The organism is Nostoc sp. (assembly GCF_036917555.1).
Taxonomy (GTDB): domain Bacteria; phylum Cyanobacteriota; class Cyanobacteriia; order Cyanobacteriales; family Nostocaceae; genus Nostoc.
This window is the reverse complement of sequence record NZ_JBALDD010000089.1, coordinates 1-12475: the sequence shown is the minus strand read 5'-3', so window position 1 is coordinate 12475 and position 12475 is coordinate 1. Positions and strand designations below refer to the sequence as shown.

The window sequence follows — 12475 nt, the reverse complement described above, 5'->3', positions numbered from 1 at the left end:
AGTTACTATTTGCTTAATATTCTTTGGTCAATCATATCTAATATATCCGAATCTTTACTTGCATCAAACTTTCTAGCGAATAATTTTTCTGATTGCCTGATTTTTTCAAACTCATTTTTATCTAAAGTTTTTGGATGATAAGGATTAATATTACTCCAATCTATATATCTCAAGTTATCGTTTACTACTTTATCTTTAAAAGGTGAATTTAAAATAAGTGTATGAAAAAATATCTCATCTGCACAAAAAGTGTAATTAAAACGTTTAACAAACTTAGGGTTTTTCTTTACAAAAATATTTATCCATTTTATACATTCTCCTGTTAAACACCAAAATTGAGAACCTCCATAAATAGCAAAGCCTTCAGGAAGTTTACGTTTTTTAAGGAAAGGTAAAATAAGTAATGAATATAAGAAAGATGCAATAGGAGATTTAAATTCCTGTTTTTCGGGAATAGAAAAGCATTTATTATTCCAACGGATGTGCCAATATTCTATTCTTCTTAAACCACCGCCGCCCCATCTACTATCAGGTAGTGAGAAATATTCTATAAATTCTTTACCTTGATTAGCTTGTAGAAACGTCTTGATATATGCATTTGATTTTATCAAGTAATCTTGCCCTGATAAGAGTATAATATAATCAAATTCAAGTCCTGTTTCTACTATTAAATTTATCCCTTCTAAAGTAGCTTTTACAATGTTAACAGTTCCCCATACTGAATTATATCTCTTGATAAAAAATACATTAGTCAACTCCTTAAATTGATTAAATATCTGATTATATATTGTCATATCTGTTTTTTTATCTATATGTATAAAAAAGAAAATATCATCTGTATTCAATTTAGAAATAAGATGAGCCAATTGTTCAGGATAATGATGTGCCAAAATTACGTATGCTATTCTCATAAAAATTATTTTGGTATATGTATAAGTAAATTTCGTTCTTCCGTTCTCTTGATTTTATAGTATTTATTTAATTTCAGCTTGATCACGCAATGATGAATGCCTCAAAAAAATTTTCAGACAAAAAAGCAAGTTCTAATCTATCAGTTCTCGGTTGAGTGATCTACAATAACCCCACCCTTAACCCCCTAAGAGCAAGCGAGGAGGGGAGGACTATGATGTACCTTGTCTGATTGGAAATGCTATATTGTATCATGCTAACATCCCATAAAGGGAGCGATAGAGGTGTAAATTTTTAGTCTTTGTTGAAAATTGTAAGTCTTACCCAACAAAGGCTTAATCATTTTTTATTGTAAAATTTTAATTGTAAAAGGGTAACGATCAGGCTCACCATTGTAAGCTTTAATAGCAGCAAAAATCACCAGAAACGATGGCAAAGGGCTGTAAATCTTCAGTGAGTAGTCGAAGTTTAAAACTACTAAGAATAGCTGCAACCGACAACTTTAGCAACTTGGGCGATCGCAATCTGAAAATAGTCTGAAAGTTTATACTGGGTACTGGCGAAACTAGCAGCCGTCTTTTGGGATACCTAATAGCAAGGGTCTTGCACAAATGCAAAATTCGCCCACTCTGAGGGATTTTGCTACATCTCTCAACCTCTTCTCCCAATTTTGGCATAAGGGGAGCCAAATTCAAAGTCCCTCTCCCAAGCTTGGGAGAGGGATTTAGAGGTTGTTTGAAAAGTATTTCACTGTGATTTTAGGCACTTTTAGATCCCCCCTAATCCCCCTTAAAAAGGTGGGAACCGGAATCAAAGTCCCCCTTTACAAGGGGGATTTAGGGGGATCTAAAACTTTTTATACCGACAATACGACTTTTCAAACATCCTCTTAGGGTGAAAGCTCATTGATTCATGCAAGAAGTCTAATATTCCTTATTAACATTGCAATGTTCCTCATCAGCATTGCAACGTTCCTCATCAGCATTGCAACGTTCCTCATCAATATTGCAATGTTCCTCATCAGCATTGCAACGTTCTTCATAAACCTTGAAATGTTCCTTATTAACATTGTAATATTCCTCATCAACATTGCAATATTCCTCATCAACATTGAAATGTTCCTTATCAATATTGTAATATTCCTCATCAATATTAAAGGAATTGCAAAGAAAAATAGGTAAAAACTGAGAATCAAGAGAAATTACTCAGATGGGTTTGGATTTTTTTAACAAATATAATTATTCACTAATTTTACTGAACCAAAAAACAGCTTTAGTAAGGCAAAGTAGCTTTAGAAACCTCTCTAAGGAATATATTGATGTCTCGTAAAAAACGTACATCCCGTGTTCTCGAAAAAGCTGAGTTGAGATCCGCTGGACTAAAAGCAATTGATTCAAATATGAATTTTGGTGATGATTGCGATTTGCAAAACTTGAGTCAAGCAATTGAGCAGCTAAGAACTATGCTTGATGCTTATAACATTGCTTTAACTGTAATTGATTCTTCCAAAACTAAAATCGATACGATGGAAAAAACTCTAAGTAATCTTACAGACAAGATGGTAAGAGGGGTTGCTTTTAAATATGGCAAAGATAGCAGCGAATATGAAATGGCGGGTGGGGTTCGTGATAGTGAACGGGTTCGCAAAAGTAGATTGAGCCGCCTGAAAGCTGTTGTTGGAGAAGCATCTAATGAAAATCCTAAAACTACCTAATACAGCCCGGATAAAAGCATAAGACAGAGCCAAAGTAATCTTCTTGCAAGGGATGTAGGCAGCGAACAAAGGCTACTTTGCTGATTAAAATTATTTTCTCAACTATTGCAATTGTTTATGTTACAGCATAACCTATTGCAATTTTTTATATTTACTAATGCTCATTGATAAACAATAATTATATACAGTTACTATCATGCCTTATCATGCATATTAGAGCGGGCATTTTGTAGTCCTACCTAATATTTTGTAGTACTGAGAGTCTTGCAGCATAGCGTTTTCAAGCATTTTACTTGTATAAATACTGATTAGAGTTTATAGTGATACGGTGTTTTCCGTTCCTTGTCTCGGCAGATTCATAACATGATATATTCTGGCAAATTACAAAAGTATTTTGCGGGCATTTCTTTGTCTGTAATTTTAGTAGGTGATCTAGTTCTCACACAAAAAACTGCTCCAGTTATAGCCAAAACCATAAATACATCGATCGGTGATGCTGTGACATTCAGTTGCAATGATAGTGAAGCGGCAATCGCAGCTAAAAATGGCCCCAAAGTAGTTAATGGATCAGCAAGAATTTACATTGGTTATCAGCAACTCTCAAATAACAAAAACCCTGTAACTATCCGCTTCAATAATGGGATAAAAGCATGGTGTCGTAATGATTACGAGACAACAAATGACGATGGTACAGGTTACGGATTGTATTGGAATGGAAGTGATGTTTTATATGGCATTTACTCTTCCACAGGCACTCAGACAGGTAATGATTTTCGCCGCTTTGCCAGTGGGCGTTGGTTGTCTAGCTATGGCAATGGAGGCGGGGCAAAAGCCGCAGTTATAGCTCGGATTAATCCAGCTAATGGCCAGGTTAATTATGCCACATTCTTATCTTCTAAAAAGCCAGATAATGGACAAACTAACTCTTTACTTGTCAATCACCTATCATGGAATGGCACAAATTTGACTGTGAAAGCTCAGTCATGGTGGAATCCCCGTGGCACTAATACAAATTCCATGAATTGCTCTGGTTCATCACCTTATCAATACACAGCTGTATTTACAGATGATTTAAGGGATATGAACTCAGCTTCAGCAAATACTTGTAGATAGCCCGTGAAGCAGAACTTGGTAAGAGATATGCAGATAAATTAGTTAAAGTCTGGCAAATTTAAGGACGCATTCAAACTCTTTCCCTAGAGCAATTAGAAGCACTTGGCGAAGCTTTATTGGATTTTACAATCATTTAGGATTTACTTAACTGGTTGGAGGCAAATCAAACAGCATAAGAAATTTCTTGATGGAAGATCAAAAAGATGCGATAAATCGCTGTCTCTACAATAATCAGTCTTTTGTCTTGATGGCGATTCCTCGCGTCTCTTGCCTTAACCGAACTATCTCTTTACCAGCTAATTACCCGGACATGATATGAGTTAATAGAAAAATAAAGCTTTTTTAAACCCGCCTGCGCGGGTTTTATCTATGTAGACGCTATAGCCGTCGATTTAACTTCCGATTCCTAACTCCCAAATTCTGCTGCATCTGCCCCTAATTGTTTCCATTTGGACGCTGAATAATTGTTTCCACCACTCGCCGCTTGGCTTTAGGATCGATACCTACTAAGCGCACATACTCACCGCTATATTCTGCCAAAGTTGACTCCAAATTTGAGATGGCATCAGACTCGGCATCAATGTGGCTATGAACACAAGTTTGCCAAGAACCTGTGCGGAAGCGGCGCTCATCTACGTGTTCAATACTAATTTTGTAACCTTGAGATAATAATTCCCTAATTTGAGCTTGTGTATCTAGAGTCAAATGTGGACTGAATGCTTCCTGTTTTTGAAATCCATTAGTTTTTGCTTCTTGAGTTGCACCATTGCTTGACGGTTGACTAATTGGTTTCACAACAGCAGGTGGTGCTGATTGAGAATTTCTACCTCGATTAAGTCGATTGTAATCATCAACCAAATGGGAATTTTCCACCCGTTTTTGTTCGCCAACTAGGAAGTTACCAGACTCGATTAAGTGAGACAGTCTGAAATCTGGCTTTTTAAACTCTGGTGGCCCTTTAGCGCTGTTAACCACACTTAAGGATATCTGCTCAAAACCTACTTTATGAATGTAGTTGCGGATTTGTTCGTCATAAATGCGCGATCGCAAAGCGCTAAAAAAGTCAATAGACTGATTGACAAAAGTATCAACTAGCTGTTCAACTTCCTTTTGTGACAGTCCATCCGATTCAAAAATACCCTTGACAATTCCTACTTTGTCATCTCTATCTGGTTCCCAGTAGAATTTCTCCATCCGTCCATCCCGAATTAACGGTGCATAAAGGGTGGAAAAATCATTACCTGTGACAATAATCGGCACACGATGTAAAGGTGTGGAATCATAGCTTCCCGGCAACTGCACATCTGTGGGATTATCAGCAATATTCATCAGTGTGGCATTCACCAACTGCGTGTTTACAGTATATTGAGTCCCTTCGTCAAAGCGTCCAGCACCGGCATCTAAATCGTTAATCATCAGTACACACATTTTGCCGCGTACTTTGATCAGTTCTGCTGTTTCCCGATAGCGCAACCGGATCAACCGTGCTGGATCTCCCGCATCTGGACTTTCCAATTCGCCGCCAGATATGTGAGTTACTTCGATACCCATTTTCTCGAAGACTAATTGACATTGAAATGTTTTGCCTTCTCCTTTGCGTCCATGAATACCCAATATCACGGGAACTCGCACGCCAGGAAGCTTTAGAAAATTTTTGGTGATGTGGACAGCAAGTTTGTCCAAAAAGCGGGGAGCGATGTAGTAACCCATGAGTTTATGTGATGAAAAATTAACACTTATAAGGTTAATGTTAAGTTTTTTTTGGGGATAGCGATCGCTTTTCTTTCAGACAAGCTTGTACTTGTTAATTTGTTGGGTTGATTGTCTGTTGCCATTGAACAGGCTCCCAAGCATGGAAGAAGTTAAAACTGCTGTTATTTGGTAGTGCCAAAGATTTGATTACAATATCAAATGACCAAAACAGACTCATGATACAAGCCCCTAAATAAATTTATGGGGATAATAATTTTGAATTTTGAATTTTGAATTTTGAATTCCCTAAAGGGGTTGACTTTGATCAGCCATTAGAATAATTCCAGGATTACTTACAGCAGATTGCAAGTTAATGAAGTACAAAAATACCTCTCCCTAACCCTTCTTGATGCATTGGGGAGGGAACTAGATTGAGAATTTACCCTCAATACATCGGGGGGATTAATAGAGGTAGAGGATATACTTCATTTAAATGCAAAATGCTGTAAATTAATCTATTTTTTTAGGATACAGTCTGTTTGAAAACATGTCCTAATATTACATATCATTATAGTTAATGGAAATCGTTTATATCTACTACGTCTTATCACCCAAAATTTCTTTTAAAGCAGACAACGCCTCTTCTGTTAATATATTTGGGTTGTTAGGATCATTAGTCACTTTAATACCGCGCTTTTCAAGAGCAGCAATAATTTCAGGGCTTAGTCGTGAAACAGGAGGTGTTGCACCACCGTATACACTTTTTAATTCCTGATCATTTGTTACTTCCTCAATAAACATAACTGGAGCTATATTTAAATCGATGTTATCTTTGATTTTGTTTTTAGTCATAAATCACGCCTCAATTAGGTATTTTTAACTAGTTATTGAATACATACTTAATCTATCACCTCGAAAAAGGATAAATCAAGGGTTTATACAAAATATCCTACTTTTATTACTACTTTTTTGATTAATGCAATTAGGCAATGGCTGAGAACGCGATGCCTGCGGCGGGCGTAGCCATCGCACTTGCTGGCAATCTGCCAGTTGGAAAATGTTAAGCCCACCGCTGACGGTGGCTTTTCGTGTGACAGCAAAATCGATTGTAAAAAACCTTGAGAGTGCAGTCTCAACGTTACAATTGACCCAATACTTTATTTGCACTTGTTATGGTTTAACATGACTTTTTATTTAATTTTACTTCTGTAATGTTGATGGATACTTATAATATGGGAATTAAAAATTTAACTATGGAAATACAACCGATACAAGTAATTGGAGGTGGACTAGCTGGGACAGAAGCAGCTTGGCAAATAGCCCAAGCTGGAGTGCCAGTAATTTTGCATGAAATGCGTCCAAAGCGATTTAGTCCTGCTCATCATACAGAACATTTAGCAGAATTAGTGTGTAGTAATTCCTTTGGGGCAATGGCAAGCGATCGCGCGGCGGGATTATTGCACGAAGAGTTACGCCAACTCGGTTCGATCGTCATCTCAAAAGCTGATGAACACGCCGTTCCGGCTGGTGGGGCGCTAGCTGTAGACAGGGGACAATTTGGCCAAGATTTAACTGAAACTTTAGCGAGTCATCCTTTAGTTGAATTTCGCCGGGGTGAAGTGTCTGCAATTCCTGAAGGAATTGTGGTTTTGGCAACCGGGCCTTTAACGAGTCCTGATTTGGCAGAAGATTTGCGCCGCTTTACGGGGATGGAATACCTCAGCTTTTTTGATGCAGCTAGTCCGATTATCGTGGGAGAATCGATTAATCGTGACATTGCTTTTATGGCATCACGTTATGACAAAGGTGAAGCCGCTTATCTCAACTGCCCAATGAATAAAGAGCAGTATTTGCACTTTCGAGAAGAACTCTGTAAAGCTGAACAAACAGAACTCAAGGGTTTTGAACGAGAAACGGCGAAATTTTTTGAAGCCTGTTTACCCATAGAAGAACTAGCACAGCGGGGAGAAGATACCATGCGCTACGGTCCCCTAAAGCCAGTGGGATTGTCAGATACTCGCACAGGGGAACGCTCTTATGCTGTGGTGCAGTTACGACAAGAAGATAAAGCTGGTCAACTATGGAATATGGTAGGATTTCAAACTAATCTGCGTTGGGGTGAGCAAAAACGAATCTTTCAATTAATTCCAAGTTTAGAAAAAGCAGAGTTTGTCAGGCTGGGAGTAATGCACCGCAACACTTTTATTAATGCTCCCCAGTTAATGCATCCTACCTTGCAATTTAAAGAGCGTCCGACATTGTTAGCCGCTGGACAATTGATTGGTACTGAAGGTTACACTGCTGCGGCTGCGGGTGGTTGCTTGGCGGGAATTAATGCAGCGCGATTAGCTTTGGGTAAAGAAGCTTTGGTTTTACCACCAACAACAATGATGGGTGCGTTATTAGAATTTATTAGTTCCGCTTCGCCGAAGCATTTCCAACCAATGCCGCCTAACTTTGGGATTTTCCCCGATTTAGGAGTGAAAATAAAAAGTAAACCAGAGCGTTATGGACGTTACCGCGATCGCTCTTTAGCTGATTTGGCAAACTGGAAAGTTAATCATAATTAATGGGAATGGGGCATTGAGATTTCCCCATTACCCCTTATCCCCAGAGGGGGCCCCACCTTCCCCACTCCCTATCTATACCTTCAGTACCCAGGCTTCACGATTCTCAGAGCTAACAAAAGACACTGGTACGATTTCGAGATTTACTCCAAGTGCTTTGAAAGTGGCACGAATAGCCGCAGCATGGGCAGCCTCAGTAGAACCGATACTTGCCCCGACAGTAATCAATTTTGGAGTTTTCAACTTAGCAATTTCGTGGCTATAGGCGATCGCAGCATCAGTCTCCAAAGCTAAAGCCAGCTTGGCAATATTCACATCGCTATCCAAGTTCCCCTCACCCCTTTTGATGTAAGATGAAAGATCATAGGTAGACTCTGTTTTTACTGGAGTTCCCCCTAAAGTGGTGATCGTAGCTGCTAAAGCATCTCGATGCTTTTTATGATCCGCTTGGTTGCGGAGCGCCAAAGCCAAAACAGCTTTACCAACTTCAGTATTAGTCAGTTTGCCAGCAGCAGCACCATAAGCCCAAATTGCCTGATGTTCGTAATAAAGAGCATTGTTCAGAATTTTTACATCGTTTCGCCCAGCAGTTGTTGTCCGAGCATCAGCCTTCTGGGCAATCAGGGGCAAACCTAACGCAGTCGCTATACCACCAACTGCTCCACTCACTATTACCCCACGGCGGGAGGATTTTTTGCTGAAAGGGTTTTGATAGTCCATGAGTTAGTGTCTCCTAAAGAAATTACGGTTTTTTTGATACGGATATGAAAATGAGCGAATAGCCAGGGCATGAATACAGCATTTTGCATCTAAATGAAGTACATCCTTACCCCCTTTATAAAGGGGGGAAATAAGAAATCTTGTTCCCTCCCCTTAGAAAGGGGAGGGTTAGGGTGGGGTATATTTGTACTTAATTAACTTGCAATCTGCTGTAACCCTGGCTGCAAGTATTACCCTTGGAAAAGAACAATTTTACCCAACGAATAGTTCTAATGTGTCTTGACTAGATGTTCACTTTCCAAGTCAATGACTGCTCATTTGTAACTCATTTTGGTAATAGTGTCAGCAATTACACTAAAGATGGATAAATACTATTTTTGTATTTTTAACGAAACGCAGTATAGTCAAGCATTTAGTCAGATTATTCACTTTTCAAAGAAAAGCGAATAAAAGTAACTTTGTATTATTTATGCTCGTTTAATTTACTTATCTTAATAGTGACTAATCCGTGTATACCTAGCACTGTAATTACAGTTCCTAGCAATCCCCAAGTCCCATCGGCAAATACGTTGATGCGATGAATATAGGTGCGATGATAGGCATACTCTAACTGTCTATCATTTACTTTTCCAACCTCTACCAGGTTTTCCACATACTTTTCAGCTTTAATCAGTGCTGCATAATCGAGATTAAACCAATACAACGATACTCCCACCACTGCCAAACCTGGAAAAACCAAGGTAATTACAGCTATTTTCAGGTAAATAGACCACGTGGTAGGGGCGCAAGGCCTTGCGCCCCTACAACAGATGTGGTTCAAATACATGAAAACTGCTGTAAGAGAATTGCTATACGTGCGTTCATACATTTCACCCACTCACATACCTGCTCAATGCTGACATAGCTGGAATCTTTGTGTTATATCATGTCCGCCAAATTACCCATAATGAAACGATGGGGTTCCGGGTATTATGCTTAATTGCCTGGACATTACAACTTGGCAGACAATTTAATAATGCATTGGAGTAGGTGAATCAAATTTTGGGAATAATCCTCATAGTGTTTGAAAGTATCGTTTTGATTAGGTTCGCACTATGAGAGGGCGATTTCTAGAAAAAAAGCAGATTTATTGCTGTTTATTGATTGCATTTTGCTGCATTTTGTGGATTTGTTTGGCATTAATTCCAGCCGACGCAACGTCTACAGGGTCTATTGATACTCTGCGACAACAGCAGCAACAAATGAACCAGCAGCGTCAGAGTGTGGTTAACGATCGCGATCGCTTAAATAATCTCCAACAAGAGGCCCAAAAACACCTCACTGGTTTAAAGCAAAATCTGCAAACTACAGATAGCTATCTTCAAGAGAGCGAATCACGATTACAACTCGCTACCCAACGCCTCCAGCAGTTAGAAGCTGATTTAGATGTGGCAGAACGTTCATATCAGGAGCGGCAAATCGCAACAGTAGCACGATTGCGTTACCTCCAGCGATCGCCTGCTTTTGCGGGATGGGCAGTTTTGCTCGAAAGTGAAAATATCAGCGACTTTTTCAGCCGTCGTCATCAGTTGAAGTTAGTGTTTCAGGCAGACCAGAAAATTTTACTAAAACTCAACACCCAAGCAAACTCAATCGATAAACAAAAAACGGAAGTAGAACAGCAAAAAAACGAAATTGGCTTAATTCGTGAGCAACTGTTGGCACAAAAAGCTGATTATCAAACCCAGACGCAATCACAATCAGAATTGATTCAACGCCTGAATAGCGATCGCCTCGCTTTGGAAGCAGCGCAAAATCAGCTAGAAAGAGAATCGAAAAATCTGGAAGTCTTGATTCAACAAAAGGTAGCAGAAGCCCAAGCAAAAACCAACAGCCGAACAAGTATCATCATTCGGGGAACTGGTATAATGGCATATCCTAGCGATGCTCCTACTAGCAGTCCCTTTGGCTGGCGGATACACCCTATTCTTGGCTATCGTCGCTTTCATGCGGGGTTAGATTTTGCCGCCAGCTATGGTAGTAAAATTCGGGCAGCCGATTCGGGAACAGTAATTTTTGCTGGGTGGTACGGTGGTTATGGCAGAGCGGTAATTATCGACCACGGTAATGGCATGACTACACTCTACGGTCATACCAGCGAGTTGTATGTTTCTGAGGGACAAGCAGTCGAACGCGGACAAGCGATCGCTGCTGTCGGTTCCACAGGTTTCTCAACCGGCCCCCATCTCCACTTTGAAGTTCGTCGGAATGGTACACCCGTAGACCCAGCTAATTATCTTTAGGGCTGCAAATTCTATCACAGACGTGCTATAATATTCAAGAATAAGGGCGCGTAGCTCAGTGGATAGAGCAACAGATTCCGGTTCTGTGGGTCGGGGGTTCAAATCCCTCCGCGCTCGTTACCTTTATAAGACTAACCACAAAATCGAGAGGTCAATTTTCTCTCAAGGGATAAACCTAGTTTACCCTATGAGACAGAATGGCAATGGATAGTCTGGAATACAAAAATTAGCCAAAAACCTTAAACTGTGTAGGTTGGGTTGAGGAACGAAACCCAAATTTCCGGGGCTTGGTTGGGTTAAGCAAAGCGCAACCCAACCTACAATTTTTCTTAACTCATTCAATCTTTCAGACTTATACCTACCCCAAACTTTTTTAAAAATAAAACAACGTCGCATTTGTTGGAAGGAATTCCTAAAGTAGAGATAGAGGCTAAATCTTCCCTATTTAACAGCGTATGGGTTTGATGCAACTAGGATTTTTGTAGAGCGCAATTAATTATGACTGCTTTAACCTTACAATTACCTTCTAATCTGCAATTTACTGATGAGGAATTTGCACAAATTGTAGCCGTGAATAAAGAATTACGACTAGAGTTAACTGCTGAAAGGGAATTAATTATCATGTCACCTACTGGGGGAGAAACTGGAAACCGTAATTTTGAACTGTATCTTGATTTAGGAGTTTGGAACAGACAGAATAAGCTGGGAAAAGCTTTTGATTCTTCTACTGGGTTTAAACTGCCAAATGGTGCAACTCGTTCACCTGATGCTTCTTGGGTAAGGATAGAAAGATGGGATGCTCTTACCCCAGAACAAAGAAAGAAATTTCTCCCTTTGTGTCCTGATTTTGCAGTGGAATTAGTTTCTGAAACTGATGATGTGGAAGATACTAAATCCAAAATGGAGGAATATTTAGCGAATGGCTTACAACTGGGTTGGTTAATTAATCCTAAAGATAAACAAGTAATAATTTATCGCCCAAATCTTGCACCGAAAGTTTTACAATCTCCTACAAGTTTATCGGGTGAAGATATTCTCCCTGGTTTTATTTTAAATTTACAGCAGATTTTTGCATAGATGACTGATTATCTTGATTTTATTTCTACAATCACTGAACGTTCTCAAATTCGCTTAAACCATCGACACCTCTTTAAACATCAAAAGCCTTGCTGACGTAGGCTACTGGAACTACATTTAAAATTTTATAGCGATGCCTGCGGCGGTCACTGAGCGCAGCCGAAGTGCGGGCTATGCCTACGCACGATTAGAAATCCCCTTCAAGGAACTTGTAGTAAGAACTTCCAATCTTTGATACCACTGCTTTCTTGACGCTCAAATTTATGCTGGCTAAATTCCCATTATCTGTATTCACATTTTTATTAGCAGGACTTACGCAACTGTCACAAGCGAGGGCGCGGCGCAGCCGTGCCAAGCGCCAAACAACTAGACAATAAACATAGGAATATCCGGACGTTTTA

Annotated in this window: 13 protein-coding genes, 1 tRNA gene and 1 pseudogene; 7 read left to right on the top strand and 8 right to left on the bottom strand. The window is 39.4% G+C overall.

What is annotated here, in order from left to right; translation table 11 throughout:
• Nucleotides 1-5: 5 nt before the first annotated feature.
• The 3 genes from V7K60_RS33065 to V7K60_RS33060 all read right to left on the bottom strand — a co-directional run bounded on the left by V7K60_RS33065 (nt 6) and on the right by V7K60_RS33060 (nt 2056).
• Nucleotides 6-911, bottom strand: a complete 906-nt coding sequence (locus V7K60_RS33065) for a beta-1,6-N-acetylglucosaminyltransferase (RefSeq protein ID WP_334932196.1) — start codon at nt 909-911, stop codon at nt 6-8.
• A 344-nt stretch (nt 912-1255) separates the two neighbouring features.
• Nucleotides 1256-1402, bottom strand: a complete 147-nt coding sequence (locus tag V7K60_RS35500; protein ID WP_442944505.1) for a DUF4870 domain-containing protein — start codon at nt 1400-1402, stop codon at nt 1256-1258.
• Between the two features lie 417 nt (nt 1403-1819).
• Complete coding sequence (locus V7K60_RS33060; RefSeq protein ID WP_334932194.1) at nt 1820-2056, bottom strand: hypothetical protein; 237 nt, start codon at nt 2054-2056, stop codon at nt 1820-1822.
• Nucleotides 2057-2227: 171 nt separating this feature from the next.
• Here V7K60_RS33060 and V7K60_RS33055 point away from each other — a divergent pair, with 171 nt between their 5' ends.
• The 3 genes and pseudogenes from V7K60_RS33055 to V7K60_RS33045 all read left to right on the top strand — a co-directional run.
• On the top strand, nt 2228-2623 hold the full coding sequence (locus V7K60_RS33055) for a hypothetical protein (RefSeq protein ID WP_334932192.1): 396 nt from the start codon (nt 2228-2230) through the stop codon (nt 2621-2623).
• 363 nt (nt 2624-2986) lie between these two features.
• Nucleotides 2987-3736: a hypothetical protein gene (locus V7K60_RS33050; protein WP_334932190.1), complete on the top strand. Its 750-nt coding sequence runs from the start codon at nt 2987-2989 to the stop codon at nt 3734-3736.
• A gap of 65 nt (nt 3737-3801) precedes the next feature.
• Nucleotides 3802-3873, top strand: a pseudogene (locus tag V7K60_RS33045) (DUF4351 domain-containing protein); the annotation flags it as partial.
• A gap of 298 nt (nt 3874-4171) precedes the next feature.
• Here the strand turns inward: V7K60_RS33045 and V7K60_RS33040 are convergent.
• A complete protein-coding gene (locus tag V7K60_RS33040; protein ID WP_334932188.1) occupies nt 4172-5446 on the bottom strand; it encodes a ribulose bisphosphate carboxylase small subunit in 1275 nt (424 codons plus the stop codon).
• Between the two features lie 579 nt (nt 5447-6025).
• A complete protein-coding gene (locus V7K60_RS33035; protein WP_334932187.1) occupies nt 6026-6280 on the bottom strand; it encodes a hypothetical protein in 255 nt (84 codons plus the stop codon).
• 401 nt (nt 6281-6681) lie between these two features.
• On the opposite strand from V7K60_RS33035, the gene trmFO reads away from it, so the two are divergent.
• On the top strand, nt 6682-7998 hold the full coding sequence (gene trmFO, locus V7K60_RS33030) for an FADH(2)-oxidizing methylenetetrahydrofolate--tRNA-(uracil(54)-C(5))-methyltransferase TrmFO (protein ID WP_334932185.1): 1317 nt from the start codon (nt 6682-6684) through the stop codon (nt 7996-7998).
• A 72-nt stretch (nt 7999-8070) separates the two neighbouring features.
• Here trmFO and V7K60_RS33025 read toward each other — a convergent pair whose 3' ends face one another.
• Nucleotides 8071-8715: a DUF4439 domain-containing protein gene (locus tag V7K60_RS33025; RefSeq protein WP_334932184.1), complete on the bottom strand. Its 645-nt coding sequence runs from the start codon at nt 8713-8715 to the stop codon at nt 8071-8073.
• Between the two features lie 463 nt (nt 8716-9178).
• Nucleotides 9179-9454 carry a hypothetical protein gene (locus V7K60_RS33020; protein ID WP_334932182.1) on the bottom strand — a complete coding sequence of 92 codons (276 nt, stop codon included), beginning with the start codon at nt 9452-9454 and terminating at the stop codon, nt 9179-9181.
• Between the two features lie 355 nt (nt 9455-9809).
• Between V7K60_RS33020 and V7K60_RS33015 the strand changes: the two genes are divergently transcribed.
• The 3 genes from V7K60_RS33015 to V7K60_RS33005 all read left to right on the top strand — a co-directional run bounded on the left by V7K60_RS33015 (nt 9810) and on the right by V7K60_RS33005 (nt 12074).
• Nucleotides 9810-10997, top strand: a complete 1188-nt coding sequence (locus tag V7K60_RS33015) for a murein hydrolase activator EnvC family protein (RefSeq protein ID WP_334932180.1) — start codon at nt 9810-9812, stop codon at nt 10995-10997.
• Between the two features lie 44 nt (nt 10998-11041).
• A tRNA-Arg gene (locus V7K60_RS33010) sits at nt 11042-11114 on the top strand.
• Between the two features lie 381 nt (nt 11115-11495).
• Nucleotides 11496-12074, top strand: a complete 579-nt coding sequence (locus V7K60_RS33005; protein ID WP_334932179.1) for a Uma2 family endonuclease — start codon at nt 11496-11498, stop codon at nt 12072-12074.
• Nucleotides 12075-12261: 187 nt separating this feature from the next.
• Here the strand turns inward: V7K60_RS33005 and V7K60_RS33000 are convergent.
• Nucleotides 12262-12475: hypothetical protein (locus V7K60_RS33000; RefSeq protein WP_334932178.1), on the bottom strand; the 214-nt coding region annotated here is incomplete at its 5' end.

Bases quoted from the DNA above. Each gene is read 5' to 3' on its own strand.
- V7K60_RS33065 (WP_334932196.1), bottom strand. From the start codon at position 911: ATGAGAATAGCATACGTAATTTTGGCACATCATTATCCTGAACAATTG.
- V7K60_RS33060 (WP_334932194.1), bottom strand. From the start codon at position 2,056: ATGAGGAATATTACAATATTGATAAGGAACATTTCAATGTTGATGAGG.
- V7K60_RS33055 (WP_334932192.1), top strand. From the start codon at position 2,228: ATGTCTCGTAAAAAACGTACATCCCGTGTTCTCGAAAAAGCTGAGTTG.
- V7K60_RS33050 (WP_334932190.1), top strand. From the start codon at position 2,987: ATGATATATTCTGGCAAATTACAAAAGTATTTTGCGGGCATTTCTTTG.
- V7K60_RS33040 (WP_334932188.1), bottom strand. From the start codon at position 5,446: ATGGGTTACTACATCGCTCCCCGCTTTTTGGACAAACTTGCTGTCCAC.
- V7K60_RS33035 (WP_334932187.1), bottom strand. From the start codon at position 6,280: ATGACTAAAAACAAAATCAAAGATAACATCGATTTAAATATAGCTCCA.
- trmFO (WP_334932185.1), top strand. From the start codon at position 6,682: ATGGAAATACAACCGATACAAGTAATTGGAGGTGGACTAGCTGGGACA.
- V7K60_RS33025 (WP_334932184.1), bottom strand. From the start codon at position 8,715: ATGGACTATCAAAACCCTTTCAGCAAAAAATCCTCCCGCCGTGGGGTA.
- V7K60_RS33015 (WP_334932180.1), top strand. From the start codon at position 9,810: ATGAGAGGGCGATTTCTAGAAAAAAAGCAGATTTATTGCTGTTTATTG.
- V7K60_RS33005 (WP_334932179.1), top strand. From the start codon at position 11,496: ATGACTGCTTTAACCTTACAATTACCTTCTAATCTGCAATTTACTGAT.